We start from the raw sequence: 25396 nt of genomic DNA on the forward strand, positions 1-25396 counted from the left end.
GGCTCGCACGGCCCCTCGCGAAACTCTCCCCTCGCACCCATATGGGCGGGCGACATGACAGAACATATCGACTTTCCCTCCCGCCCGCCCTCCGCCGAGGCGGTGGACGACCGCGTGACCCCCTTCCACGTCGACGGGCTCGACGTGCGCGGGCGTGTCGTGCGCCTGGGTGCGACGCTTGACGCCGTGCTCGCCCACCACAATTACCCGCCCGTGGTGAAGCGCCTGCTGGGCGAAGCCGTGGCGCTTACCGTGCTGCTCGGCTCGACGCTGAAGATCTCCGGCCGCTTCATCCTGCAGACCCGCACCGACGGGCCGGTCGACCTGCTCGTGGTGGACTTCACCGCGCCGCAGGATGTGCGCGCCTATGCCCGCTTCGACGCCGAGCGCCTTGCCGCGCTTCAGGCGGCGGGTCTCGGCATCGACAGCGGCGCGCTGCTCGGCCACGGGCATCTGGCCATGACCATCGACCAGGGCCTGAGCGTCAACCGCTATCAGGGCGTGGTGGCGCTGGAATGCGCGGGGCTGGAAGCGGCCGCGCACCAGTATTTCACGCAGTCCGAGCAGATCCCCACCCGCGTGCGGCTGGCGGTCGCCGAGGAGATGCGCCCCGGCGGAGCCGCCTCGTCCTGGCGGGCCGGGGGGCTGATGGTGCAGTTCCTGCCGACCGAGGGCGGGCGCTTGCGCCCGGTCGATCTGCATCCCGGCGACGCGCCGGAAGGCATCGAACTGCCGGAGAGAGACGACGACGATGCCTGGATGGAGGCGCAGTCGCTGGTCGCCACGCTGGAGGATATCGAGCTGGTCGACAGCGACCTCTCCAGCGAGCGTCTGCTCTATCGCCTGTTCCATGAGCGCGGCGTGCGCGTCTTCGACGCCGAGGACGTCGTCGCCAAATGCTCCTGCTCGCAGGAGCGGGTGAAGAACGTGCTCGCCAGCTTCTCCCATGAGGAGCGTGAGAGCCTGGTCGAGGACGGCCGCATCACCGTCACCTGCGAGTTCTGCGGCCGGAACTACGGCTTCACGGCAGAGGAAGTGGTCGGGCCGGACGAGGCCGGCGAGGCCGCCGCCGGGAACTGAGGGCGAGCCGCGGCCGCGCCCGGACGCCACCCGCCTGCCCGCCGTCATGGCCGGCCAGGTGTCATCCCGGCCCCGGGATGGTCGAGGGCCTCGGATAGCCTGTCGACCTTGCGGCGATAGAGCTCGGCGATGTTGGGATGCAGGTACGGGACGTCTGGCCTGAGCCTTGGCCAGCCGCTCCTGGAGTTCGGCCTGCTTGGCCTCCAGAGCCGTCAGTCGGTCCAGCAGCGCGCGATGGACGCCGCCCTGCTCGACGACGGCGACGATCTCGCGGATGAAAGCTTCGATCTGGCTCAGTTCGTGCCGGTCAGATGCGCAGAAAGTCCGACGCTCCCGGTGAGCCGGTTGGTCTCTTCAGCGAAGGCCCGCATCGCCTCGACCGCCTTGTCCGGCGCCATGAGCCGGTTTTTCAGGCCGTTCACCACGCGCGCCTCAAGCTTGTCACCTGTGACGGTCCGGCTGTTGGTGCAGCCAGTGCCCCGCAGGTGGCTGGTGCGATGCGCTGGGGCCCCTTGCCGGCGGCATATTCACGGAAGATGCGGCGGACGATCTCGGCCGCGGCGTCGATGATCTCGCGCTCGCCGCGGACCGGCTCGCCTCGGGCATCGAGCGGCTTCACCACGCGATAGCCATAGGCGTTGCCGCCGCCGAGCTTGCCCGCTTCCACCCGGCCGCGGATGCCCCGGTGGGTCTTGAGCGCCAGATCCTTCAGGAACAGCGCGTTCATCGTACCCTTGAGGCCGACATGCAGTCCGCTGATCTCTCCCTCTGAGAGAGTGATGAGCCGCACCCCGGCAAAGCGCAGGCGCTTAAAGACGGCGGCGACATCCTCCTGGTCCCGGCTGATGCGGTCGAGCGCTTCCGACAGCACGATGTCGAACCGGCCGTCCTGCATATCGGCCATGAGCTTCTGGATGCCAGGGCGGATCAGTGAAGCGCCGGAGATGGCGCGATCGGTGTAGCTCTCGACGATGCTCCAGCCCTGCCGCTCGGCATAATCCCGGAGCTGATGGATGACGGGGTGGGTAAAAAGGCGTGCCATCGCATCGAAATGCTCCCTTGGTCGTCAGTTCCCCCGCCCACTCACCCCGCGCAGCAGCCATTGCCACGTCGTTGTGAAATGCGCATCCAGCGCATCCGGGGCGGCATAAGTGGCGCCACCGAGCATGGCGTCCGTGGTCGGGATCGACACCAGCGCATGGATCAGATGGGCGGCGAGCGCCTCGGGATCCCCGGCGCCGAGGGAGCCGGCTTGCTGCGCGGTGACAACGGCGTCGACCAGCCGGGTCATGAGGGGATCGGGCTGTCCGACGGCCGGGCCCGCGCGCTCCAGGACCACCGCCTCGCTGAAGGTAATGCGCTTCAGCGCGATCAGGTCGGGTTCCATGTTGATCGTCAGAAAGATGCGCAGCAGCCGTTCGAGCCGTTCCAGTGGCTCCCCGTCAATGGCCGACAGGTCCGGCACCTGAGCGAGGGCGCGCGCCCTCGCGTGCTCGACCACCGCTTCAAACAGCGCCACCTTGGAGGGAAAGCGCCGGTAGATCGTATCCTTGCCCGCACCGCAGATCGCGGCGACCTGGTCAATGGACGTGCCGGCAAAGCCCCGCGAGGCGAACAGGCGCGTTGCGGTTTCGAGGATCCGCTCCACCGGCTCCTGCGCTTGGCCGCGGGAGGGCCGCCCGCCGCGAAGGGGTCGCCGCACCACCTTCTCGATCATGCTCCCCCCTGCCTGTCGCCGCCAACCTAGCGCACGTGGGCACCCGGCTCCACGCGTCACGCCTGTCCCGCGTCCATAACCCAAAATGCACTTGCGTCCAATTCTAATCTATTGATAACAAGCATAAATAAACTGGACGGTACCGTCCCGTTTATATATCTGCGCTTCATCGACAACCAACAGATCGCGCACCCGGTCGCGCCGCTCGCCGCGACAGGCCCGGTCTTTTCCACGAGGGCACGATGGTCCAGCGCACCTTGTTCCGGCATGCCGTCTCCATCGGCGCGCTGCTCGCCGCCATGAACGCTGCGATGCACGCTGCCGCGGCCCAACAGGCGCCCATCGCGCTCGAGACCGTCACCGTGGAGGAAGCCGCGGGCGCCGATGCCGACCCTCTGCTGCAGACACGTAACGCGACCGCGACCGGGACCAACACGCCGGTGCTTGAGACGCCTCTGTCCGTGACCAGCGTGACCCGCCGCCAGATGGACGAGCAGAACCCGCAGACGGTGAGCGAGGCGCTGCGCTACACGGCGGGCGTTCTGTCCGATCGCGACACCAATGCACGCTACGATTCGATCTTCATCCGTGGCTTCGGCTCCTTCGGAACCGCGACCAACTATGTGAGCTTCCTGGACGGGCTACAGCTCCCGCGTGGGCAGGCCTTCGCGCAGACATCGATCGATCCGTTCCTGCTGGAGCGGGTGGATGTGCTGAAGGGCCCGGCCGCGCTGCTTTATGGCGCCGTCAGCCCCGGCGGCATCGTCAACCAGATCAGCCGATCGCCCACCGTGGAGCCGCATGGCGAGGTCTTCGTGCAGGGCGGCACCTATGACCGCATCCAGGCCGGCCTCGCCTCCAGCGGCGCGATCACCAAGGACGGCACCTGGCAGTACAGCTTCAGCCTCGTCGGCCGCGACTCCGGGACACAGTATGACGGCGTGGACGAGCAGCGCCTCGCCGTCGCGCCGATCGTGACGTGGCAGCCGGATGCCGACACCTCGCTTACCCTGCGCAGCTATTACCAGAAAGACCCCGACGGCGGCTATTTCAACTCGCTCTACCCGAGCGAGCTCGCCCCCGCTGCCTACAAGTCCTATCTCAACCGCGACCTCAATGTCGGCGATCCGGACTTCGATTCCTTCAGCCGCGAGCAATATGGCATCGGCTACGCGTTCGAGCACCGCTTCGATGACATGGTGAGCTTCAAGTCGAGCTTGCGTTACTCTCATGTCGACGTCGATTTCCAGTCGCTGCAGATGTTCGGCCCGATCAGCGCGGACGGGCTTATTCCCCGCGCGGCGCTGCAATCCATTGAGGAGGTCGGCGGCGTCGCCTCCGACAACCATTTGCAGTTCGACTTCTCGACCGGTGCCTTCCAGCACACGGCGCTGTTCGGCATCGACTATGAGAACACGTCGAGCAGCTGGCAGTATCTCATGGGCGGCGCGACGTCGCTCAATGTGGTGAACCCGCAATATGGCCAGCCGGTGGGCGCGCTCAGCACCGTCATCAACGCCGACCAGTCGCTCTGGCAGACCGGCATTTACGCGCAGGACCAGATCAGCTTCGGCCAGTTCCGCGCCCTGCTCGGCATCCGCCACGACTGGGTGGACCAGAACTCCGAGAACCTGCTCACCAACACCAGCACCGTCCAGGACAGCGAGGCGACGACCTACCGCGCCGGCCTGCTCTACCTCTTCGACAATGGCCTCGCGCCCTATGTGAGCTACGCCACCTCCTTCGAGCCGGTGAGCGGCGTCGACATCAGCGGCACGCCCTTCGTGCCCTCCACCGCCGAGCAATATGAGATCGGCCTGAAGTATCAGCCGGAGGGCCTCAACGCGCTGTTCACCATGGCGGCGTTCGATATCCGCCAGCAAAACGTGCTGACGCAAGACGTCCTCACCGGGCTCAACGTGCAGCAGGGGGAAGTACAGTCGCGCGGCATCGAGCTGGAGGCGCGGGGCAATGTCACCCGCAACATCGAACTGATCGCGGCCGTCACCTTCCTCGACACGGAAGTCACCGAGTCGAGCAACCCGGCCGATATCGGCAAGCGCCCCCCGGCGGTGCCGAACTATTTCAGCTCCTTCTGGGCGAGCTACACCTTCGATTCCGGCACCTTCAACGGGCTCATGGTCGCCGGCGGCGTGCGCATCGTCGGCCCGAGCTATGCCGACAACGCCAACACGCTGGAGTTCGACGGCTACACGCTGGTCGACGCTGCGCTCAGCTATGATCTGAGCGTTCTGAATAAGAGCCTGAAGGGCTTCAAGGCGACTTTGAACGTCACCAACCTGCTCGATACCGAGTATTATTCGAGCTGCAGCTCGTCCTATTACTGCCAGTTCGGCAATGGGCGGCTGGTGCTCGCGGGCCTGCGCTACACATGGTAGTGCCGGGCGCTCTCGACCGGCGCAGCTTCTGCGGCGCGCTCATGCTTGGCGGTTGGGCCGGCGGGCTTTGCAGCCCGCTTGCAACGGCTCAGGCCGCCGGCCGAGACCCTATCGTGCTCACCGATATGGCCGGTCGCCCGGTCCGCCTTACCGCGCCGCCGAGACGGATCATCCTGCTGGAAGCGCGGGATATTCTCACCATGGCGTGCCTGCATCCCGATCCTGCCGGCCTTGTGGTGGGCTGGGCTGCGGCGGAGCGGATCGACAGCCCAAAGCTTCAGCAGCGGCTGCAGGAAGCTCACGCCATCGCGCCGGTTGGCCGCCTCACGGCGGATACCATCTCGCGCGAGCAGATCGCGGGTCTGTCGCCGGACCTTGTGGTGACGAACTACGTCATGACGCCCGAGGGGCCCGCCGACCCACTGATCGAATGGCTTGAGAGCAACGGCGTCCCTGTCGTCTTCAGCGACGCGTCCAGCAATGCCGACGATCCTCCTGCGCCGCAGGATCCGCTGGCGCTGGCCAAGGGCCAACTGCGCCTTTGGGGGCAGCTCCTTGGCGCCGGCTCGCAGGCCGAGGCCTATATCGCCTTCATGGACGCGCATCTGCGTGATGTGCGGGCGCGTCTGGACGGCACGTCGCCCGTGGCCGCCTATCTCGAGATCCAGTCGACCCGCGATGATTGCTGCTGGGCGGCGGGCCGCCGGATTTGGGGCGACCTCCTCGCCGCGTCCGGTGGACGGTCCTTGCCGGCGATCACGGCGCCCTGGTTCCAGAAGCTGGCGCTGGAATATCTCATCGCCACGCCGCATGACGTCTATATCGCTTCGGGCGGCGGCTGGTCTGCGGGCGGCCGCCCGCCCATCGGTCCCGGCCTTGATCCGGCGACCGCCCGCACGGCGCTGGCGGCGCTCACCCGTCGCGTCGGCTTCGACCAGATGGCCAGCGTGCGGCAAGATCGCGTCCACGCCATCTGGACCGGCCTGATCGCGGCGGCACCGCTCAACATCCTCTTCATCGAGATCGTCGCCACATGGCTTCACCCGGAGCGTTGCGCCGACCTCGATCCGGCGCGGACACTGGCCGAGATCAACCGCTTCATGGCGGTGCCGATCGATGGTCCGCTCTGGGTGTCGCTGAAGGAAGAGCGCCCATGAAGGAAGCAACGCGCCCGCGCACCTACCGGGCGACAGCGGATGTGCGTTTTCCGCGGCTGGATCATTTCCTCGATCCGATCCTGAGGTCGATCGAGACGCATGACATGACCGTGCGAGCCTCAGCGGATGCCGCCGAGGGCGCGGCTTATGCGGTGACCAGCGCCTTCGGGAAGGCCCGGCTGGACATCCATCCCCACAGGCTTCGCCTGACCGTCGAGACGGTGGAGGACCACGCTCTCAACCGCATCAAGCACGCGCTGGTCGGGGCCATCGGCTTCATTGCCGCGAGTGAGCGGCTCGACATCGTCTGGACCGGTGACGAGGTGGGGCCCGCGCTCCCCGCCGATCTGAGAATTCTCCGCGTTGTGCGGATGGCATGGCTCACGCCCCGCATGAAGCGCGTGGTCTTCCATGGCGAGGATCTCGCGCGCTACGATCGCCCGGACCAGCTTCATTGCCGACTCATCTTCCAGCCGAAGTCGGCATCCTCACGGCAATGGCCGGTGCTGGATGATCACGGCCATGTTGTCTGGCCCGACGGCCAGAAACTGCCGACGCGGGTCTACACCATCCGCCATATCGACGCCGCGGCCGGCGAACTCACCGTCGATTTCGCGCTGCATGAACGACCGGGCCCCGCCACGCGCTGGGCGATGGCGGCGGAACCGGGCGACATCGTTGGTATTCTCGGGCCGGCGGCCAATGGCACGAAGCCGGCCGACTTTCACGTGCTGGCCGGTGATGAAACCGGCCTGCCGGGGATTGCGCGCCTGCTGGAACAATTGGCGCCCGGCGCCTGCGGCAACGCCTTCATCGAGGTTGACGGCCGCGCCGACGAACTGCCGCTGATGCGCCCCGCCGGCGTCGATCTGCGATGGTTGCACCGGGGCGGTGCGCCCGCCGGGACGACCCTCCTGCTGGCCGATGCCGTACGTACGGTGCGCTGGCCGGAGGATCTCTCCCGCGCCTTCTTCTGGGGCGGCTGCGAGCATAAGGCCTTCCGGCAGATCCACCGCCATCTGCGCCACGAGGTCGGGCTCCCGGCGGAGCGCCAGACGCTCTATTCTCATTGGAACCGTGCCCTGAGCGAGGATGACATCATCGCCATCGGAGCGGAAGCCTATCTGCCATGACCCGTCAAAGGCCCATCGTCTGCTCCATCCGCCAGCATGGCGAAGCGGCCGGAGATGTCCTGATAGCGCCGGGAGGGTTCGTAGGTCAGGCCCGTGGACTTGGCGAGGTCGGCGGCGACGCGCTCCACTTCCCGGCGCTGGAGGCGGCTGAGCAGGTTGGGCGCGTCGATGCCGCCACCCGGCTGTCGCTTGGCGAGCGCTAGATCGACCAGCGTGTCCCGGCGCTGGTCGAGGGCGAGGGTGAGGTGCGAGGCCATGCGGCGATTGGGGCCTTCGCCGACAAGCGAGCGGTCATAGGCAAGGCCGCTCGGGGAGATCCTTCGGGATGGTCCAATGATCGGCATGGACCCGCTCGACCTAGCCCGCGCGTTGGAGGGCTTCCAGTCGCCTTCCCCTATGCATTTTCACTGAATAAATTAAGCGACCAGATGCGCCGAATATACTACGCAGCCGCAATTGAACAATTGCAGCCGCCGCCCAGGACAGCGGACGACGCGCTATCGCCGCCCCGGCTGGTGCAGCCGGCTCATGAGGCGCGCCGCCGCCGCGAACAATGACTTTCCTGCGTGGCTTCCTCGTATTCTCGGACATCCGAGTCTTACCGGCCATGATGTCCTTCATGAACTTGTTCACGTCGGATCGCGCTTGACGCTGCGCCACCATCTCTTGGACCAAGGATTATTCTGCGAAGACATCCTCACGCCCGCGGCGGAAGCTCGGCAGCAGCACGATCACCAGCATGATGGCGGCAATGGCAAGCAGGCCGGCGGAGATCGGGCTGTCGATGAAGGTCGCCATGTCGCCGCGCGAGACCAGCAGGGCGCGGCGGAAATTCTCCTCCATCAGCCGGCCGAGCACGAAGCCGAGCAGCATGGGCGCCGGCTCGAAACCGAACTTGGCGAGGAGATAGCCGGCGAAGCCGAACAACCCGATCAGCAGCACCTGCACCGGCTCGGAATTGATCGAGAAGATGCCGATGGAGCAGAACATCAGGATGGCCGGGAACATCAGCTGGTAGGGCACCTTCAGCAGCTTCACCCACAGGCCGATCATCGGCAGGTTGATGATGAGCAGCATGAGGTTGCCGATCCACATGGAGGCGATCATGCCCCAGAACAGCTCCGGCGAATTGGTCATGACCAGCGGCCCCGGCACGATGCCGTGGATGGTCATGGCGCCGACCATCAGCGCCATCACCGCATTGGGCGGGATGCCGAGCGTCAGCAGCGGGATGAACGAGGTCTGCGCGCCGGCATTATTGGCGCTTTCCGGCCCCGCCACGCCCTCGATCGCCCCCTTGCCGAAGCGGCTGGGATCCTTGGCGAGCTTCTTTTCCAGCGTGTAGGCGGCGAAGGGCCCGAGCACCGCGCCATTGCCCGGCAGGATGCCGAGAATGGAGCCGATGATCGTGCCGCGAGCGATGGGCGCGGCGGACTGGCGCAACTCCTTGTGGCCCGGCAGTAGCCGGCCGATCGCCTGCCGCACCACGTCGCGGGTCTCGACATTGTCAAGATTGCGCAGGATCTCGGCGACGCCGAACACGCCCATGGCGAGCACGGCGAAGTCGATGCCATCCGCCAGGAAGTCCATGCCGAGCGTCATGCGGGCTTCGCCGGTCTCGAGATCGATGCCGACCGTGGAGAGCAGGATGCCGAACAGGATCATGGCGATGGCCTTGATGATCGAGCCATGCGCGAGCACCACCGCGAAGACGAGCCCCATCACCATCAGCGAGAAATATTCGGCCGGGCCGAAGACCAGGGCGAGGCTGGTGAGCGGCTTGGCCAGCGCCGCGATCAGCAGCGTGGCGAAGGTGCCGGCGATGAAGGAGCCGATGGCGGCGATGCCGAGCGCAATACCGGCCTGCCCGCGCCGGGCCATCTGGTGGCCGTCGAGCGTCGTCACCACCGCGGTCGCCTCGCCGGGAATGTTGACGAGGATGGCGGTGGTCGAGCCGCCATATTGCGCGCCGTAATAGATGCCGGCGAGCATGATGAGCGCGCCGACCGGATCAAGCCCGAAGGTGATCGGCAGCAGCATCGATATGGTGGCGATCGGCCCGACGCCGGGCAGGATGCCGACCAGCGTTCCCACCAGACAGCCGGTAAGGCACAAAACGAGATTCTTGAGCGAGAAGGCGACGGCGAGGCCGAGGCCGAGATTGCCGATGAGATCGAACATGGCTCAGCCCCCCATCGTCGCGGTCGGTGGTGTCGCGGCGGCGCGCCGGCCGGTGAACAGCAGCAGCAGCCCGGCGCCAACCATCAGCGCGGCGGCCAGACGCAGCGCGCCGCGATAGCTCCAGCCGGCCAGCAGCACGTCCTGCACATAGCGCGGCATGATCGGGATCGGCAGGTTCAGCAGATCGCCGAACAGAACGAGGCTGAAAGGCGTGAGAAAGAGCGCCAGCGTCACCAGAGGGCGCAGCCGCGCTTCGGGCGTGGCGTAGCCGCCGATGATGATGGCGAGCGGCCCCGCCACCACCAGGCCGAGTTCCGGCGTGCTCCAGCCGTCGAAATGCGACGTCTTGATGGTCAGGGCGAAGAGCGCGGTCGCCGAGAGCACGAGGACCGGACCGCGCAGCGAGAAGGTCAGGCTGTCCGATGCCGCCGCACCGCGCAGCGCGCCGATGAGGATCGGGATGGCGCAGAGCCCGAGCAGGATGGACAGGGCCTGCGGCAGCATCCCCGCGCCAACCGAGCGCAGCGTGCCGCGCGGCAGCTCCGACGAGAGGGCAAAACCGAGCACGGCGAGCGCGACGAGGATCGCCGCCGCCCCCAGTTCCCTTCGGGAAACGGCTCCCGCCTGTTTGCGCGAGCCAAAGGCTCCGCGCGCCAAATCCGTCATGTTCCCCTCCCTGAGCATTCATCGGGCACTGGCCCGTGGCGCGGCTGGCTTCTCAGCGGCCGGTTCGTTCCGCCACGCGGTGCCGGGCTCGTTCCATGCGCGGCGGAGCGACCGCCGCGCAGATTGGCCGCGCCCGGTGGATACCGGTGCGCGGACCGGTCAGTCGATGGAGATGCCGGCCTGGCCGAGGAACGTGGACCAGCGCGCGCTCTCGGACTTCATCATCGCGGCGAATTCCTGCGGCGTGTCGCCGACGATGGTGGTGCCTTCGGCCGTCAGGCGTTCCTTGATGACCGGGGTCGCGAGCGCTTCCAGCGTCGCGCTGCGCAGCTTGTCGATCACCGGCTGCGGGGTGCCCTTGGGCACGGCGAAGCCGTACCAGGCGGCGGATTCGTAGGCGGGATAGCCGCGCTCGGCGATGGCCGGCACGTGGGGCAGCTTGGCCACCCGCTCCTTGGTGGTGACGGCGAGCGGGATCATCTCGCCGCTGTCGACGAGGCCGAGCACCGAGGGGAGCGTCGTCACCATGAAGTCGCCGCGACCGCCCAGCATGTCGTTCAGCGCCGGGCCGGCGCCCTTATAGGGCACATGCACGGCGCTGATGCCGGCCTGCGAGAGCAGCAGCGCGGTCGCCAGATGGCTCGCCGAGCCATTGCCGGCCGAGCCATAGGTCAGCGCGCCGGGATTGGCCTTGCCGAAGGCGATGATCTCCTCGAAGCTCTTGAACTTCGAGTTCTTGGAGACGACCACGACGAGCGGCGTGCGCGCGATCAGCGTCACCGGCTCGAAGGCGGTGAGCGGGTCGAGCTTCAGGCTCTTGAACAGATGCGGGTTGACGACCATCGGGCCCTGATTGGCCATCAGCACGGTGTAGCCGTCCGGGTCCGCGCTCGCCACGCGCTGGGAGGCGACATTGCCGCCGGAGGTGCCGTTATTCTCCACCACCATCGCCTGCCCCAGCTTCTCGCCGACGCCATTGGCGACGAGGCGGGCGATGGCGTCTGTGCCGCCGCCAGCGGCATAGGGCACGACGAGCTTAACCGGGCGCACGGGATAGGCGTCCTGCGCGACAGCAATGGGCATGGTGCCGGGAAGGGCGGCGAGGCAACCGGCGGCGAGCAGCAGCCGGGACAGATGGCGACGGGTCAACATGGCTTTCCTCCGTAGGGTTCTTGTCTTGTTGGCTCAGGCCCAAGGGTGGGTCACAAAGGCGGGTCAGGCACGCCTTGCGCGCGGAACGCGGGTGTCCGGCTCGTCCGGCAAGGGCACGATCACCGTGCCCTCGAAGATGCGGCGGGCGGTGCGTATCAGGCTGGCCCGGCGGACCACGCCCGACGCGTCGATCTCCAGGTCGACATCGATCTTGCCGCTGGGATGCTCGATGATGATGGGCGCCCCAGCTGCGGGTAGCCGCGCCACCGCATGGGCGACGGTTCCTGGCATGGCAGCGGCCACGGCGACGCAGAGGGCGCCGGTGACGGCGTGGGCGCGGTGGATGCGGTGCGGCACCAGATAACGCGAGGTGATCGTGCCGCCGGGGCGCGTGGGCGGCGCCATCAGGCCGATCTTCGGCACCACCGCATTGGAGACATCGCCCAGCCCCATGCGCTGCCCGGCCTCGCGGCGCAGCCGCTCCAGTTGGACAAACAGTGGCCGGTTGGCGTCGAGTTGCTCGGGCGTTTCGGTGCCGGACAGGCCGAATGCCGCTGCCTGGATGATCATCATCGGCATGGCATAGTCGATCAGCGTCACCGGCACATCGTCGATCAGCTCGGCTGTCTGTCCGGTCGGGAACAGGCTGCCGGTCTTCGAGCCATTGGCATCGAGGAAGGTGAGCTTGATCGGCGCCGCCCGGCCGGGCACGCCGTCGATCTCGGTATCACCGCCATAGGTCACGCTGCCATCCGGCGTCTGAACGATGGCCTCTATGGTCTTGCTGGTGTTGCGGTTGAAGATGCGCACCGTGGTCTGGCCCGCGCCGGCGGGAAGCAGCCCGCTCTCAATGGCGAAGGGACCGACGGCCGAGAGCATGTTGCCGCAGTTCGGCGTCATGTCGACGATGGGCCGGTCCACCGCCACCTGCGCGAAGAGATACTCGACATCCACGCCCGGCCGCCTTGAGGGCGAGACGATGGCCACCTTGCTGGTCAGCGGGTTGCCGCCGCCAATGCCGTTGACCTGCAGCGCATCGGGCGAGCCCATGATGGCGAGCAGCACGCGCTCGCGCAGCTGGGGATCGGTCGGCAGGTCGCTTTCGAGGATGAACGGGCCGCGCGACGTTCCCCCGCGCATCATCACGGCCGGGATGCGCATGTCGGAGCTCTTGTGCATCTGATCCGATCCTCGCATGAATAATCGTTATTCATGCTTTTACCGGCCAGCCGGATACGCATTAAATGCAAAGATCGTTAGGATTGATGTGATTTGAATATCAATTGCGACATACTCGATCTGCGCGCCTTCCTTGCGGTGGTTGAGCTTGAGGGCTTCCACAAGGCGGCGGAGGCGCTCAACCTCTCGCAACCCGCCTTGACCCGGCGCATCCAGAAGCTGGAGCAGGCGGTGGGCGCGGCGCTTCTGGAACGCACCACCCGCCGTGTCGCGCCGACTGCGCTCGGGCGCGAGCTCATTCCGCTGGTGAAGCGGATGCTGGACGAGTTCGAGAGCTCGCTTTTCTCGGTGCGCGAGCTCGGCCAGCGGCAGAACGCGGTGGTCACCATCGCCTGCCTGCCGACAGCGGCGTTCTATTTCCTGCCGGGCGTCATCAAGCGCTTCAACGAGATCTACCCGCAGATCCGCTTCCGGATCCTCGATCTCAGCGCCAATGATGGCTTGCAGAGCGTGGCGCGCGGCGAGGTCGAGTTCGGCATCAGCCTCATGGCCTCCTCCGATCCCCAGCTCCAGTTCACCCCGCTGATGGACGACCCCTTCGTGCTCGCCTGCCGCCGCGATCACCCGCTGGCGGTGGAGGGGCCGCTGCGCTGGTCGGAGCTGGAGCCACACCGGCTGATCACGGTGGGGAGGACAAGCGGCAACCGGACCCTGCTCGACGCCGCCCTCGCCCGCTCAAATCTCCGGCTGCAGTGGTTCTACGAGGTGACGCATCTGTCGACCTCGCTCGGCCTCGTGGAAGCCGGGCTCGGCGTTTCCGTGCTGCCGCGCCTCGCGACGCCGCAGTCCAATCACCCGTTCATCATGACGCGGCCGCTGATCGACCCCGAGGTCTCCCGCCCGATCGGCGTCGTCCAGCGCCGGAGCGGGCGCCTCTCTCCCGCTGCCCAGCACTTCCTCGACATGCTGCTACGGGAGTGGCGGGAGAATTCTTAGCTGAGCCGGTTGTTGGAGAAGTGCCCCCCCGCATCGATGCGCTGCCGCAAGCGACGAGCCCTGACCGGTTGGCCTTTCAAAGCGGAAGAGCTCTAGCGATTGGACGAGCCCAATGTGCCCCACGATCAGCCGAAGCGAAGTCGCATCCTAGAGTGCCGCAGCGAAGACGCAGTTCTCAGTTTCATCCACGTCGGCGCGCCGACCAAAGCGAAACTACGAACACCTATGTCATTGAAATCGCGCTAGTTCGCGCGCTTCCCAAGACGAGCCTGCTGCCGCAACCGCCGGGCGCAAGGCCCGCGGGGCGCCAATATGACTGTGGTGGAAAGCGACGCCTTGCTGGCACGCGACTACGTGTTGGCAAGCCACCCAGCCGTAAAGCTCACTGAGATGAGCGATTTTCCTGAGTTGTCTCAGCCCCCGCCATCATAAGCACAAGGAATTTCCACTATATGAAAATCTTATGATCTGAAATTCTTATCGTGGAATATTATTGACGCCTCTGCCGGGAACATGGTCGGCTACCGACATCCATGATTTCGGAGCCTGCCACGGCAGGGGCGACGATGAGCAAGTTCTCCCCCTTCACCACCACCCTTTGGTACGCGACCGCATCCCCCGCGCCGGTAACGGCGCCGCTCAAAGGGCGCGTGAGCGCCGATGTCTGCATTGTCGGGGCGGGTTTCACCGGCCTGACCACGGCGCTCGAACTCGCCCGACAAGGGGTGAAGGTCGTGCTGCTGGAAGCCCAGGAGGCGGGCTTCGGCGGCTCCGGGCGCAATGCCGGCCATTGCACGCCGACCTTCAGCTATTACAGCATTCCCGCGCTGCGCAAGATCCTCGGCGAGCCCTGGGCCGAGCGCCTGATCCACCGCCAGACCCGCGCCAATGACCGGGTTTCGGCGATGATCCGTGATTATCAGATCGACTGCGAGTGGCAGCAGAACGGTTATGTCATGGGCGCGTTGCGTCCCGGCGCGGTGGACATACTCAAGGGCAAGGTCGACCAGTACAACGCCGTCGGCGCCCGCACCCGGCTGCTGGACCGCGACGAAGTGACCGCGCTCACCGGAAGCCCGCGCTTCCATGCCGGCTGGTTCCACGAAGAAGCCGGGCACATGAATCCGCTCGGCTATGCGCGCGGCTTGGCCCGCGCCGCCATGCAGGAAGGCGCCGCGCTCTTCACGCAGTCGCCGGCCGAAGACATCGAACCGGAAGGCTTGCGCTGGAAGGTCAGGACACCGCACGGCGAGGTGATCGCCGACAAGGTGATCTTCGCCACCGGCGCTTACACCGTGAAGGCGTGGCCGAAGCTCGACCGCAGCTTCAAGATCCTCAAGGTCTTCGTCTGCGCCACCCAGCCACTCGACCTGGAACTGCGCGCCCGCGTGTTGCCGCAGAACACCACGATGCATGACGGGCGTGGCGATATCTATGTCTACAAATACAATGCCGAGGGGCGCATCGTCGCTTCCATGTTCCCGATGGGCGCGCGCGGCACGGACATGGCCTACACCCATCAGGTGATGGCAGACCGGCTGCGCTGGCTGCACCCGCAGATCGCCGGCCCCATTCGCTGGGAATATTTCTGGTACGGCGAGCTCGATATGCAGGTGCGCACCGTGCCGCGCCTATTCGGCCTGGCGCCTGGCGTCGTGGCGCTCACGGGGCTCTCCGGACGCGGCGTGCCGACCGGTTCCATGCTCGGCGGCATTCTCTCGGAATGGGCCATGGGCGTGCCCGAGGCCGATCTGTCGCTGCGCATCGAGCCGCTGGAAGCCGCGCCTTTCTACATGGATTATGCGCCGAAGCTGAGGCTGCGCTACTTCCGCTACACCGACACCCGCGCTGCACGGCGCGAGGGTGCCGAGCTGCCCCCCCACGCCTGAGAGGATCATCATGGCTACACGTACCGTTCTCATCTCCGGTGGTGGACGCGGCATCGGCGCGGCGACTGGCCGGGCGATGATGCAGGCTGGCTGGAACGTGTCGCTCGGCATGCGCGATCCCGGCCTGCCGGATTGGGCCGCGCAGGGCCCGGGTGAGGTGCAAGCCTGCGCCTATGAAGCGACCGATCCCGGAGCGGCGGAGCGTTGGGTGGCCGAGGCGCGGGCGCGCTTTGGCGGTATTGATGCCGTGGTGGCCAATGCCGGCATCATGATCCGCAAGGATGTCATCGCCGCCGAGGACGACGAGCTCGCCCGACTGATGGAGGTCCATGTCGCCGCCCCCCGCCGTCTGGCCAAGGCGGCCTGGGACGACCTGGCCGCCAGCGGGCAGGGACGGGTGATCATCGTCTCCTCGCTCTCCGGCAAACGGGTGAAGTCGGCGGTCTCCAGCCTCTATTCGGTGTCCAAATTCGCCGCCACCGGCCTTGCCCATGCGCTGCGGCACACCGGCTTCGACAAGGGCATCCGCGCGACCGCCGTCTGTCCCGGCTTCGTGGCGACCGACATGGGGCTGCCGCTCACCACGCGCAGTGCCGAGGAACTGACCGATCCGGCCGATATCGGCCGCGCCATCCGCTTTCTGATCGAGCTGCCGAACACCTCGAGCGTCGCCGAATTCGCGGTCAACTGGACGCTGGAGGAGTCGTTCTGACCGCGGATCAGTTGCGGCTCTCGATCAGGTCGATCTCGGCCCGCAACAGGGCGGCGTAGGTCTCGACGAAGCCCGGCACGATCTTGGCGCAGAGAAAGGTGAAGCCCAGCGAGGCCACTGGCACGCCGGCCTCGTCGAGGATCGGCATGGCGACACCCGCGATGCCGGGAATAAGCTCGCCGATATCGACGGCATAGCCGCGCGCACGCGTTTCCCCGATCAACCTCTCCACCTTCTCAGTGGGAAGGTCGCGAAAGGCGCAGAAGCGGGATTCGTTGGCGCGCAGGATGAAGTCCTGCTCCTCACGATCGAGGTAGGCCAGCATGGCGATGCTGCCCGGCCCGGCACCGAGGGGCACGGATCCGCCGATGGAGCCGGTCAGCGTCTGCACCACGCATTCGCCGTCGCGCCGGTCAAGGCAGATGGAATCGTGGTTGTGGCGGGCCATGAGATGGGTGGTCTCGCCGGTCTTCTTGCGCAGCCGCGCCAGGCTGATCTCGCAGCGGCTGATGAGCCCCGGACCACGGGCGGCGCGGGCACCGTAGATGAACATCTTGGCGCCCAGCCGGTAGCGTTTGCGCTTGTCGTCGCGGGCCAGCAGCCGATGCCCGACCAGCGTATTGAGGATGCGGTGGCAGGTGGCGGTATTGAGCCCCGACTGCTGCACCAGATCCTTGAGCGTCATGCCGTCGGTCGCGCCGTCGGCGATGAGGTCCAGCAGCAGGGCAGCGCGGTCCAGCAACTGGGAGCCATTAGCAGAGGCGATAGCCATTTTACCACATAATGAAAAATCACGAGATCACACCTTGTAGTATGAGATTTTCTGGTAATCAATGTTTAAAAAACAAGCAGATGAGGCAAAGGCCAAATTTTGACCAATGTCGGCGGAGTGCCGACTTGTCCGCAGCCTCGCCGCTTCTCGCCACGCGACGTCATGCTCAACCAGAACCAGAGGGCCGTAACGTGAGAACTTCCATCCTGACCATCGCCGCTGCACTTGCGGTGACGTTCGGCATCAGTGCGGCGAGCGCCGACACGCTCGCCGACGCAAAATCCAAGGGCACGCTGACCATCGGCGTGAAGAACGATTATCCGCCCTATGGCTTCCTCAACGACAAGGGCGAGATCGTCGGTTTCGAAGTCGATCTCGGCAAATACGTCGCCAAGGAACTGCTCGGCCCCGAGGGCAAGGTCGAGCTCGTGCCGGTGGTGGCCGCCAACCGCATCGAGTTCCTCAACTCCGGGCGCATCGACATCATCTTCGCCACCCTCGGCGTCACCGCCGACCGCGCCAAGGTCATCGACTTCTCGGAGTACTACGTCTCCGCCCCCGGTCCGTCCGTCATCGCCTCCAAGGCGGCGACCTTCTCCAAGTGGGAACAGCTGAAGGGCCTGACGCTCTGCGGCATTCAGGGCTCGTACTACAACAAGCACCTGACCGAGGATCTCGGCATCCAGCTCACCGCCTTCAAGACGCAGCCGGAGGCCTATCGCGCGCTCAAGGACAATCGTTGCGTCGGCTTCGTGTTCGACGACATGACCCTGCGCAAGAAGACCGAGGAAGCCGAATGGGCCGACTACAAGATCGCCGTCGATCCCTATGAGTACATTCCGCAGGCCGCCGGCATCCGCAAGGGTGACGATGCGTTCCGCGCGGCGGTGAACAAGGCGATCACGAAGGCTGAGGCCGAGGGCAAGCTGATCGAGTGGGAAACCACCTATGGCATGCCGCACGCCGCCTACATCGCCGAGCGCGCGAAGGCCGCCGCCGCGAAGCTGACGCCTTGATCCCCCGTCCCGTGGAGTCCTGCCCGTGTTCGGTCTCGATTATTCCTGGCTGAGCGACCCGGTCTATCAGGGGTGGCTGCTCCGTGGGACGCTTAACACCATCGCCTTGGCGCTCGCGTCGTCGGCGATTGCCGTCCTCATCGGCGGCTTCGGTGCGCTGGCCCTCACCCTGCGCATCGCCTGGCTCGACGCCCTCATCGAGCTGTTCGTCGAGCTGTTTCGCAACACCCCGCCGCTGCTGCAGATGCTGTTCTTCTACTTCACGCTGAGCACCATCGGCCTGCGGGTGACCGACCCGGCAACCGGGCTCAGCATGCCGCTGCTCTCGGCCTTCGATTGCGCGCTCGTGTCGCTCAGCCTGTTCGGCGGCGCCCTGTGCATCGAGGCCTTCCGCTCGGGGCTGGACAGCCTGCCGCGTGCCGTCACCGAAGCGGCGCGCTCGCTCGGCTACAGCCGCTGGGCGCGTTTCCGGCGCATCGAGGTGCCGATCGCCAGCCGCATCTGCCTGCCTGCCCTCACCAACATCCTGACCAACCTGTTCAAGACCACCTCGCAGGCCTCGGTCATTACCGTGCCGGAGCTCGTCTATTATGCCGGCCAGATCTACAACGACACCTTCCGCACCGCCGAGGTGATGATCCTCGTGCTGCTGATCTATGTGACGCTTGTCAGCCTTCTCTCCTGGGGCCTGTCGCGCATCGAGCGCGCGCTCGCCTTCCCCGGCTATGGCAAGGGGAACTGAGATGCAGTGGCCCCTGACCTATCACGAGAAGAAGCGGGTGGTGCAGCTTGCCATCGCGCTCACCCTGGCGGCGTGGATCACGGCGGATGCGCTGTCCGGCGGCGCCGCGCATTGGCAGCGGGTATGGATGCGCCTGCCGCTGCTGCTCACCGGCTCCGGCGACGGCTGGCCGCTGACCGGCGGGTTCGTGCTGAATATTTTCCTCGGTCTCGGCTCGATGGCCCTCGCGGCGGTGCTGGGCACGCTGCTCGCCTTCGGCATGATGGCGAAGAGCCGGCTCGTTCGCCTGCCCTGCTTCTTCATCATGAATTTCCTGCGTAATTCGCCCTGGATCGTGCTGCTGTTCGCGATGCTCTACATCATCCCGTTCAATGTGCGCCTGTTCGGGATCAGCATCGCCGTGCCGGCCTTCGCCAAGGCGCTGATCGGCCTTGCTTTGCCGACCGGGGCGAACTTCGCGGAGATCATTCGGGGCGCGGTGCAGTCGATCCATTCCGGGCAATGGGAAGCCGCGCGCGCGCTCGGCTACATGCCCATGGCCATCTATGGCCGCATCATCCTGCCGCAGGCGCTGCGTCGGATGATACCCGGATGGATGAACCTCTATGCACTTCTGATGATCGCCACGTCACTGGCGACAGTGACAGGCATTCAGGACGTCGTCACGACGCTGAATACGCTGCTCTCCATGGAGAACGAGCGAGTCATCGTCTACTTCTACATCGCCACACTGTTCCTGTTCTTCGCCTATTGCTACCCGATCGCGCTGCTGGCGCGCCGGATGGAACAATCGGTCAAGGGAGATGCCCTATGAACCGGGCCGATGCGCTGATCGAACTCGATAGCGTCACCAAGAGCTTCGGCTCCTTTCAGGTGCTCAAGGGCATCTCGCTGAGCGTGAAGGATGGCGAGGCGGTGTGCATCATCGGCCCGTCGGGGTCGGGCAAGTCGACCATCCTGCGCTGCATCAACGGCCTGATCCCCATCGACGCTGGCAGCATCCGCGTTGGCACGCATGAAGTTCACAAGCTGCGCACCGAGAAGCAGATGCGCCCGCTGCGCCATCAGGTGTCAATGGTGTTCCAGCAATACAACCTGTTTCCTCACCGCACCGCGCTGCAGAATATCATGATGGCGCCGGTCCAGGTGCTCGGTCATGACCGCAAGGAGGTCGAGGCGCGCGCCCATCGCCTCCTCGCCAAGGTGCGCCTGTCCAACAAGGCGGATGCCTATCCCGGGCAGCTTTCCGGCGGGCAGCAGCAGCGTGTCGCCATCGCCCGCGCGCTGGCCATGGAGCCGCAGGTGATCCTGTTCGACGAGGTGACGGCAGCCCTCGACCCGGAAACCGTCAAGGAAGTCCTCACCGCCATCCGCGAGCTGGTCGACGAGGGGCTGACCTGCATCCTCGTCACCCACGAGATGAAATTCGCCCGCGAAGTGGCGGACCGTGTCTGCTTCACCGACCATGGCCGCATCGTCGAGAGCGGCCCACCGGCGCAGATCTTCGACGCGCCGCAGGACGCGCGCACCCGTGAATTCCTCGGACAGGTGCTCTGAGAGACGCTCCGAGAGGCCGGCCCCGGATGCAGGGCGCCGGCGAGCTTTTCCCCGCATTCAGGGCACCCATCGCCGCCATCGGGGCGGCGGCACGGCCGGTCGAGCCGCGGGCGCCCCTTCAAGCAGAGGCAGTGCCATGTCGGCAGCAGACATTTTCGCGGAAGGCTTCAAGGCCGAGCCCTATTGGTGGGAAGCCGCCGCGCCGGAGACCGATCTCGATCCGCTTCCTACCCGCGCCGATGCGGTCGTCATTGGCTCGGGCTATGCCGGGCTCAATGCGGCCACCGAGCTTGCCCGCGCCGGGCTCGACGTGGTGGTGATCGATGGCGGCCGCCTCGGCGAGGGCGGCTCCACCCGCTCCGGCGGCATGGTGTCGAGCGGTCAGAAACTGGTGGTGGGCGGCGCCATCAAGGGCATCGATCCCGAATTGTTCGACCGCATGATCGGCGACAGCATCTCGTCCTTCGACTATCTCCAGACCCTGATCCAGGGCGAAGGGCTCGATGCCGACCTCGCCATCACCGGCCGCTTCTTCGGTGCCCATGCCCGCTCGCTGGTCGAGCCGACCTGGCGGAACGGACGGATCCTCGCCGAGAAGACCGGCGTGAACGTGCATTTCTACGACCGCGGCACCCAGCGGCAGGTGATCGGTTCCGATTACTACCATGGCGGCATGGTCGTCGACGAATATGGCGGGCTGCACCCCGGCAAGTACCACCGGGCGCTTCGCGAGCGCGCGCGCAAGGCCGGCGCCAAGCTGCGCTCGCATGCGAAGGCAGGGCCGGTACGCGATGCCGCCGACGGGCTGAAGCTCGTGCCGACCGAACGCGGCGACATCCTCGCCCGCCATGTCGTCAGCGCGACCAATGGCTATACCCGCAAGGACGGTCACCCCGAGCTCGCCCGGCGCATCGTCCCGGTGAAGAGCTATCAGATCGCCACCGAGCCCCTGCCGCCCGATCTTATCGAAACCCTGATCCCCAAGGCGCGGATGATCTCGGACACCCGCCGCGACGTGATCTATAGCCGCCCCTCGCCCGATGGCAGCCGCATATTGTTCGGCTCGCGCCCCGGATTCTTCGAGCGCGACGACCGCGAGGCGGCGCCGGCGATCTATGAGCGGATGACGGAGATCTGGCCGGAACTGAAGGCCTACAAGATCACCCATGCCTGGAGCGGCTTCGTCGGCATGACGGCGGACAAGGTCGCCCATATGGGCACGCGCGACAATTCGGACTTCGCCGCCGGCTGCAACGGCAACGGCGTCGCGCTGATGTCCTATCTCGGCTACCAGACCGCGCAAAAGATCCTCGGGCGCCAGAACCAGCCCACCGCCTTTGATCGCGACCAGTTCACCGCGGTGCCGCTCTATTCCGGCAATCCCTGGTTCGTGCCCATCGTGGCGGCCTGGTATCGTCTGCGGGATTGGTCCGAGCGCCGCTGAGGCGGACAGATCAGGCATTGTATATCCAGCACCAGATCCGACAATGACGACAACAAGATCGCTGCTTTGCGACGTTGCTCAGTCTTCTGAGCACGGCAGCGTGCTCTAGCGAAAATGGCGCACCCGAAGAGATTCGAACTCGTACCACCTCGGCATTTTATACATTCGAAGCGACCTCAGATTTCGCTCAAAAGCGAGTGTCAGAAACGGTTGAGACATGCCCATGACTCAACCGACTCTCCCATACACCTGCAATGGGAACTTCTTCAGGGGTCTACGACTGACGCGCGGAGCTGCGAGGCCGGCTACCCGATGGATGTTTCACCAACCGTTTAAAAATTGATGCGCCGCTCGCCCGCTGACATGCCAAGCACCCGCTCCGTGAGGCGGACCCAGTAGGAGGCGCCGATTGGCAGCAACGCGTCATTGAAGTCGTAGCCCGCATTGTGCAGGCCGATGCCGGCGCCGCTGCCGAGCCAGAGATAGGCCCCCGGCCTTGCTTCCAACATGTAGGCAAAATCCTCCGACGCCATCGAGGAGGCGGGATCGGGGATGACATTGTCAGCCCCCACGGCGTCGCCGGCAGCGGCCTGCGCCAGCGCGGTCTCGCCGGCCGTGTTGACGGTCGCGGGATAGCGGTAGTCGTACCAGACCTTTCCTTCCGCGCCATGAGCGGCGCAAATGCCGTGGGTGATGGCCCGTAAGCGCTCTTCCACCCGCGCCCGCACATGGGGGCGAAAGGTGCGAACCGTGCCGCGCAGCACGACCTCTCCGGGAATGATGTTCCAGGCATCGCCACCGTGAATCTGCGTGACGCTCACCACGGCGGACTCGTTCGGATCGACACTCCGGCTGGTAATGCTCTGGAGTGACGAGATGATTTCTGCCGCCACCAGTACCGGGTCGATGCCCAGATGCGGCATGGCACCGTGGGCACCCGTGCCGGTTATCGTCACTTCGAACACGTCGGACGCCGCGAGCATCGGGCCCGGCTTGCCGGAAAACGTCCCGAAAGCCTGTCCCGGCCAATTGTGCAGGCCGAAGACTTGGCTCATGGGGAATTTCTCGAACAACCCCTGTTCGACCATCACCTTGCCGCCGCCGGCCATCTCCTCGGCCGGCTGGAAGATAAAGTGCACCGTCCCGGCGAAATTCCGCGTCTTCGCCAGATGCTGCGCGGCTCCCAACAGCATGGCCATGTGGCCGTCATGGCCGCAGGCGTGCATCTTGCCCGGCACCGTCGAGCGATAGGGCAGATTGGTCGCCTCCTGGATATCGAGCGCATCCATGTCGGCGCGCAGCCCGATCGATGGCCCGCTTTCACGCCCGTGCAGCGTGGCGATGATGCCGGTGCCGGCCAGTCCCTGCTCAAAGGGGATACCGAAACTCGCCAGCTTCTCCGCCACAAAGGCCGCGGTACGGTGCTCCTCGAAGGCGGTCTCGGGCATAGCGTGAAGGGCGCGCCGCCACGCGGTCATCTCCGGGTGAAGCGTCACGATCTCGTCGACGAGTGGCATGTGAACCTCGTTGGTCGGTGTCGCCGCTTGCACGCAGGGCCGGATTTTGCGGTGCGATAATGGGGCGGCCCGGCTCATCTGCCAAGATTATTTGCATCCTGCGCAAGTCTCTTGTTGGCACCGTGCAATCGGGAGGATCTGGAAAAGCGCAGCCGATGCAGCGCGATCATCCCCGGCCTGTCCTGCGGATGGCTCGGGCGGTTCTACGCCCGCTCGATGACCGGCTCGCCAGCTACGATGTCGGGGTGATCGCCGGCACGATCGGCCGCGCCAGCGCGGTCAACGCTTCGGCAATGTCGACCGAAGGCGCATAGCCCAGCAGCGCGGCGGCGCGGGAGATATCCAGCGGGCCGACCCGGCCATCATCATGGCGGCCGCGATCGGCAATGACCGAGAGCGCCGGGGCCGGCAGGCCGGCCAGCAGCAGGCGAACCACCTGTTCCTCGGAGAGATAGGTGCCGCCGGTAATGTTCACTGGCGTGAAGCCTTCCCGGACCGCCGCCACCGCGAGGCACACCGCGCGTGCCGCGTCTGACACATGCACGAATTGCCGCATGTTGGAGCGCGTGTCGGTGACCTCGATGGGTGCGCCGTTCCTCACCGCGTCGAGCGTCTGCGAGATCAGATAGGGCGTCACGCGTTCCGCACCGAACACCGAGGAAATCCGCAGCGCGACGACGCCGATGCCGAAGCTTGCCGCATAGGCGCGCAGCACGCTTTCCGCCGCAAGCTTGCTCGCGCCATAGGCGTCCGCGGCCCCGCACGGGGCATCCTCCGGCACCGGATCGCGCGTGTCCGCTTCGGCATAGACCGCGTTGGAGGAGAGAAAGACAAGGCGCGCGGTGCCCGTCCGCCGCATCGCCTCGACGATGTTGAGCGTGCCCATGACATTCACGTCGAACATCAGCGCCGGATCGTCGGTGGCCAGCATGGCGCCGGAGATGGCGCCGCCATGCATGACGATGTCGGGCGCCAGTTCGCCCATCAGCGCGACCACCGCCGCGCGGTCGCGCAGGTCGAGCGCCCGCACATCGGGGCTGGCTCTGAGATCGCTGCCCGTAACAGCGTAACCCGCCTCCCGCAGCCGCGCGATAACCTCGCGGCCGATAAAGCCATTGGCGCCGGTGACATGGACCCGCTTCATGGCATTGGATGCTCCTGGCGCCAGTGAGCGGCGATCTCCGCGCTGGTGCAGATCCACACGCCATCATGGGTGGCGACATGGTCGAGGAAGCGCATCAGCCCGGTGATGCGGCCGGGCCGGCCGATCAGTCGGTCATGCAGCGCCAACGACATCAGCTTCGGTGCCGTGGCACCCTCCGCATACATCACGTCGAAGCAATCGATCATGTAGCGGGCGAAGTCATTGCCGGTGGAGAAACCGCTGTTCTCGTTGAACCGGTTGTCATTGGTCTCGAACGAATAGGGGATCACCAGATGCGGGTGACCGCCGACCTGCAGCCAATAGGGCAATTCGTCGTTCAGCGCGTCGCGGTCATAGACGATGCCGCCATGCTCGACCAGCAGGCGCCTTGTGTTGGCGCTCGGGCGCCCTGTCATCCAGCCTGTCGGGCGCAGGCCGGTGACGCGCTCCAGCGTCTCGATGGCGAGGCGGATGTGCTCGCGCTCCTGCGCTTCCGGCATGAGCTGATAGTCGAGCCACCGATAGCCATGCGAGACCAATTCATGACCGTCGGCAATGAAGGCGCGGGTGAGTTCGGGATTGGCCTCGGCGGCCTTGGCCACCGCCAGCAGGCTGATCTTGATGCCGCGCTCGCGGAACAGCCGCAGCAGGCGCCAGCCGCCGATGCGCGAGCCATATTCGAACACGCTCTCGACCAGCGGACTGCGCAGGCCCTCGAGAGCGGGCTGGCCGATGTCGTTGAGCACGCCCTCGGACTGGCCGTCGCCTTCCAGAAGCGAGCGCTCGCCGCCACCTTCAAAGTTCAGATTGATGTTAAGCGCAATCCGCGCGCCGTTCGGCCAGTTCGCCTGCGGGGGATGCTCGCCATAGCCACGAAAATCGCGTGTCGACATGCGTTCTCCTTATCGCTCGGCGAGCTATGCAAGTTAGTTGCGTATTACGC

The 25396-nt window shown here is 66.0% G+C and carries 23 protein-coding genes and 1 pseudogene; 12 read left to right on the forward strand and 12 right to left on the reverse strand.

Features of this window, described 5'->3' with window-relative positions:
- Positions 1 to 54: 54 nt before the first annotated feature.
- Positions 55 to 1080: an Hsp33 family molecular chaperone gene (locus OU996_RS00945; RefSeq protein ID WP_267583817.1), complete on the forward strand. Its 1026-nt coding sequence runs from the start codon at positions 55 to 57 to the stop codon at positions 1078 to 1080.
- Between the two features lie 293 nt (positions 1081 to 1373).
- On the opposite strand, the gene OU996_RS00950 is transcribed toward OU996_RS00945, so the two are convergent.
- From OU996_RS00950 to OU996_RS00960, 3 genes and pseudogenes are all read right to left on the reverse strand, one after another.
- Positions 1374 to 1505, reverse strand: coding sequence for a hypothetical protein (locus OU996_RS00950; RefSeq protein ID WP_267583818.1), 132 nt, complete (start codon positions 1503 to 1505; stop codon positions 1374 to 1376).
- Positions 1506 to 1573: 68 nt separating this feature from the next.
- Positions 1574 to 2083 (reverse strand): annotated as a pseudogene (locus tag OU996_RS00955) (recombinase family protein); the annotation flags it as partial.
- A gap of 63 nt (positions 2084 to 2146) precedes the next feature.
- Positions 2147 to 2797 carry a TetR/AcrR family transcriptional regulator gene (locus OU996_RS00960; protein ID WP_267583819.1) on the reverse strand — a complete coding sequence of 217 codons (651 nt, stop codon included), beginning with the start codon at positions 2795 to 2797 and terminating at the stop codon, positions 2147 to 2149.
- A gap of 242 nt (positions 2798 to 3039) precedes the next feature.
- Between OU996_RS00960 and OU996_RS00965 the strand changes: the two genes are divergently transcribed.
- From OU996_RS00965 to OU996_RS00975, 3 genes are all read left to right on the forward strand, one after another.
- Positions 3040 to 5196, forward strand: a complete 2157-nt coding sequence (locus OU996_RS00965; protein WP_267583820.1) for a TonB-dependent siderophore receptor — start codon at positions 3040 to 3042, stop codon at positions 5194 to 5196.
- Between the two features lie 113 nt (positions 5197 to 5309).
- Positions 5310 to 6353, forward strand: a complete 1044-nt coding sequence (locus OU996_RS00970; protein WP_267583821.1) for an ABC transporter substrate-binding protein — start codon at positions 5310 to 5312, stop codon at positions 6351 to 6353.
- Positions 6350 to 7486, forward strand: a complete 1137-nt coding sequence (locus tag OU996_RS00975; RefSeq protein ID WP_267583822.1) for a siderophore-interacting protein — start codon at positions 6350 to 6352, stop codon at positions 7484 to 7486. The genes OU996_RS00970 and OU996_RS00975 overlap by 4 nt, the downstream gene beginning before the upstream one ends.
- On the opposite strand, the gene OU996_RS00980 is transcribed toward OU996_RS00975, so the two are convergent.
- From OU996_RS00980 to OU996_RS01000, 5 genes are all read right to left on the reverse strand, one after another.
- Positions 7474 to 7830 (reverse strand): DUF3363 domain-containing protein, encoded by a 357-nt coding sequence (locus OU996_RS00980; protein ID WP_267583823.1) that lies wholly within the window; start codon positions 7828 to 7830, stop codon positions 7474 to 7476. The two genes, OU996_RS00975 and OU996_RS00980, sit on opposite strands and share 13 nt — an antisense overlap.
- Before the next feature lie 334 nt (positions 7831 to 8164).
- Positions 8165 to 9667 (reverse strand): tripartite tricarboxylate transporter permease, encoded by a 1503-nt coding sequence (locus OU996_RS00985; protein WP_267583824.1) that lies wholly within the window; start codon positions 9665 to 9667, stop codon positions 8165 to 8167.
- Positions 9668 to 9670: 3 nt separating this feature from the next.
- Positions 9671 to 10333, reverse strand: a complete 663-nt coding sequence (locus OU996_RS00990; protein WP_267583825.1) for a tripartite tricarboxylate transporter TctB family protein — start codon at positions 10331 to 10333, stop codon at positions 9671 to 9673.
- A gap of 159 nt (positions 10334 to 10492) precedes the next feature.
- Positions 10493 to 11485 carry a Bug family tripartite tricarboxylate transporter substrate binding protein gene (locus OU996_RS00995; RefSeq protein WP_267583826.1) on the reverse strand — a complete coding sequence of 331 codons (993 nt, stop codon included), beginning with the start codon at positions 11483 to 11485 and terminating at the stop codon, positions 10493 to 10495.
- Positions 11486 to 11548: 63 nt separating this feature from the next.
- Entirely contained in the window at positions 11549 to 12664 is a 1116-nt protein-coding gene (locus tag OU996_RS01000) for a 4-oxalomesaconate tautomerase (protein WP_267583827.1), read from the reverse strand.
- Between the two features lie 93 nt (positions 12665 to 12757).
- Between OU996_RS01000 and OU996_RS01005 the strand changes: the two genes are divergently transcribed.
- From OU996_RS01005 to OU996_RS01015, 3 genes are all read left to right on the forward strand, one after another.
- Positions 12758 to 13660, forward strand: coding sequence for a LysR family transcriptional regulator (locus tag OU996_RS01005; RefSeq protein WP_267583828.1), 903 nt, complete (start codon positions 12758 to 12760; stop codon positions 13658 to 13660).
- Positions 13661 to 14226: 566 nt separating this feature from the next.
- Entirely contained in the window at positions 14227 to 15549 is a 1323-nt protein-coding gene (locus tag OU996_RS01010) for an NAD(P)/FAD-dependent oxidoreductase (RefSeq protein WP_267583829.1), read from the forward strand.
- A 10-nt stretch (positions 15550 to 15559) separates the two neighbouring features.
- Positions 15560 to 16261 carry an SDR family NAD(P)-dependent oxidoreductase gene (locus tag OU996_RS01015; RefSeq protein WP_267583830.1) on the forward strand — a complete coding sequence of 234 codons (702 nt, stop codon included), beginning with the start codon at positions 15560 to 15562 and terminating at the stop codon, positions 16259 to 16261.
- A gap of 7 nt (positions 16262 to 16268) precedes the next feature.
- On the opposite strand, the gene OU996_RS01020 is transcribed toward OU996_RS01015, so the two are convergent.
- A complete protein-coding gene (locus OU996_RS01020) occupies positions 16269 to 17033 on the reverse strand; it encodes an IclR family transcriptional regulator (RefSeq protein ID WP_267583831.1) in 765 nt (254 codons plus the stop codon).
- Between the two features lie 191 nt (positions 17034 to 17224).
- On the opposite strand from OU996_RS01020, the gene OU996_RS01025 reads away from it, so the two are divergent.
- The 5 genes from OU996_RS01025 (at position 17225) to OU996_RS01045 (ending at position 21792) form a co-directional block, all read left to right on the forward strand.
- Positions 17225 to 18049 carry a transporter substrate-binding domain-containing protein gene (locus OU996_RS01025; protein WP_267583832.1) on the forward strand — a complete coding sequence of 275 codons (825 nt, stop codon included), beginning with the start codon at positions 17225 to 17227 and terminating at the stop codon, positions 18047 to 18049.
- Positions 18050 to 18074: 25 nt separating this feature from the next.
- On the forward strand, positions 18075 to 18791 hold the full coding sequence (locus OU996_RS01030; protein ID WP_267583833.1) for an amino acid ABC transporter permease: 717 nt from the start codon (positions 18075 to 18077) through the stop codon (positions 18789 to 18791).
- Between the two features lies 1 nt (position 18792).
- On the forward strand, positions 18793 to 19605 hold the full coding sequence (locus OU996_RS01035) for an amino acid ABC transporter permease (RefSeq protein WP_267583834.1): 813 nt from the start codon (positions 18793 to 18795) through the stop codon (positions 19603 to 19605).
- On the forward strand, positions 19602 to 20348 hold the full coding sequence (locus OU996_RS01040) for an amino acid ABC transporter ATP-binding protein (protein WP_324290717.1): 747 nt from the start codon (positions 19602 to 19604) through the stop codon (positions 20346 to 20348). The genes OU996_RS01035 and OU996_RS01040 overlap by 4 nt, the downstream gene beginning before the upstream one ends.
- A 136-nt stretch (positions 20349 to 20484) precedes the next feature.
- The gene (locus OU996_RS01045; RefSeq protein ID WP_267583835.1) at positions 20485 to 21792 is read left to right on the forward strand and encodes an NAD(P)/FAD-dependent oxidoreductase; all 1308 of its coding nucleotides are present in this window, start codon (positions 20485 to 20487) and stop codon (positions 21790 to 21792) included.
- A 332-nt stretch (positions 21793 to 22124) separates the two neighbouring features.
- On the opposite strand, the gene OU996_RS01050 is transcribed toward OU996_RS01045, so the two are convergent.
- The 3 genes from OU996_RS01050 to OU996_RS01060 all read right to left on the reverse strand — a co-directional run bounded on the left by OU996_RS01050 (position 22125) and on the right by OU996_RS01060 (position 25346).
- On the reverse strand, positions 22125 to 23309 hold the full coding sequence (locus OU996_RS01050; RefSeq protein ID WP_267583836.1) for a M20 aminoacylase family protein: 1185 nt from the start codon (positions 23307 to 23309) through the stop codon (positions 22125 to 22127).
- 232 nt (positions 23310 to 23541) lie between these two features.
- A complete protein-coding gene (locus OU996_RS01055) occupies positions 23542 to 24453 on the reverse strand; it encodes an NAD-dependent epimerase/dehydratase family protein (RefSeq protein ID WP_267583837.1) in 912 nt (303 codons plus the stop codon).
- Positions 24450 to 25346: a polysaccharide deacetylase family protein gene (locus OU996_RS01060; RefSeq protein ID WP_267583838.1), complete on the reverse strand. Its 897-nt coding sequence runs from the start codon at positions 25344 to 25346 to the stop codon at positions 24450 to 24452. The genes OU996_RS01055 and OU996_RS01060 overlap by 4 nt, the downstream gene beginning before the upstream one ends.
- Positions 25347 to 25396 lie beyond the last annotated feature (50 nt).

The sequence above is a fragment of the Ancylobacter sp. SL191 genome, assembly GCF_026625645.1.
Classification (GTDB): Bacteria; Pseudomonadota; Alphaproteobacteria; order Rhizobiales; family Xanthobacteraceae; genus Ancylobacter.

Excerpts from the sequence above, each read along its gene's own strand:
- OU996_RS01060 (WP_267583838.1), bottom strand. The coding sequence starts at position 25,346 with ATGTCGACACGCGATTTTCGTGGCTATGGCGAGCATCCCCCGCAGGCG.
- OU996_RS00945 (WP_267583817.1), top strand. The coding sequence starts at position 55 with ATGACAGAACATATCGACTTTCCCTCCCGCCCGCCCTCCGCCGAGGCG.
- OU996_RS01015 (WP_267583830.1), top strand. The coding sequence starts at position 15,560 with ATGGCTACACGTACCGTTCTCATCTCCGGTGGTGGACGCGGCATCGGC.
- OU996_RS01040 (WP_324290717.1), top strand. The coding sequence starts at position 19,602 with ATGAACCGGGCCGATGCGCTGATCGAACTCGATAGCGTCACCAAGAGC.
- OU996_RS00985 (WP_267583824.1), bottom strand. The coding sequence starts at position 9,667 with ATGTTCGATCTCATCGGCAATCTCGGCCTCGGCCTCGCCGTCGCCTTC.
- OU996_RS01055 (WP_267583837.1), bottom strand. The coding sequence starts at position 24,453 with ATGAAGCGGGTCCATGTCACCGGCGCCAATGGCTTTATCGGCCGCGAG.
- OU996_RS00975 (WP_267583822.1), top strand. The coding sequence starts at position 6,350 with ATGAAGGAAGCAACGCGCCCGCGCACCTACCGGGCGACAGCGGATGTG.
- OU996_RS00990 (WP_267583825.1), bottom strand. The coding sequence starts at position 10,333 with ATGACGGATTTGGCGCGCGGAGCCTTTGGCTCGCGCAAACAGGCGGGA.
- OU996_RS01050 (WP_267583836.1), bottom strand. The coding sequence starts at position 23,309 with ATGCCACTCGTCGACGAGATCGTGACGCTTCACCCGGAGATGACCGCG.
- OU996_RS00980 (WP_267583823.1), bottom strand. The coding sequence starts at position 7,830 with ATGCCGATCATTGGACCATCCCGAAGGATCTCCCCGAGCGGCCTTGCC.
- OU996_RS00960 (WP_267583819.1), bottom strand. The coding sequence starts at position 2,797 with ATGATCGAGAAGGTGGTGCGGCGACCCCTTCGCGGCGGGCGGCCCTCC.
- OU996_RS01035 (WP_267583834.1), top strand. The coding sequence starts at position 18,793 with ATGCAGTGGCCCCTGACCTATCACGAGAAGAAGCGGGTGGTGCAGCTT.
- OU996_RS01020 (WP_267583831.1), bottom strand. The coding sequence starts at position 17,033 with ATGGCTATCGCCTCTGCTAATGGCTCCCAGTTGCTGGACCGCGCTGCC.
- OU996_RS01045 (WP_267583835.1), top strand. The coding sequence starts at position 20,485 with ATGTCGGCAGCAGACATTTTCGCGGAAGGCTTCAAGGCCGAGCCCTAT.
- OU996_RS01000 (WP_267583827.1), bottom strand. The coding sequence starts at position 12,664 with ATGCACAAGAGCTCCGACATGCGCATCCCGGCCGTGATGATGCGCGGG.
- OU996_RS00965 (WP_267583820.1), top strand. The coding sequence starts at position 3,040 with ATGGTCCAGCGCACCTTGTTCCGGCATGCCGTCTCCATCGGCGCGCTG.
- OU996_RS00995 (WP_267583826.1), bottom strand. The coding sequence starts at position 11,485 with ATGTTGACCCGTCGCCATCTGTCCCGGCTGCTGCTCGCCGCCGGTTGC.
- OU996_RS01010 (WP_267583829.1), top strand. The coding sequence starts at position 14,227 with ATGAGCAAGTTCTCCCCCTTCACCACCACCCTTTGGTACGCGACCGCA.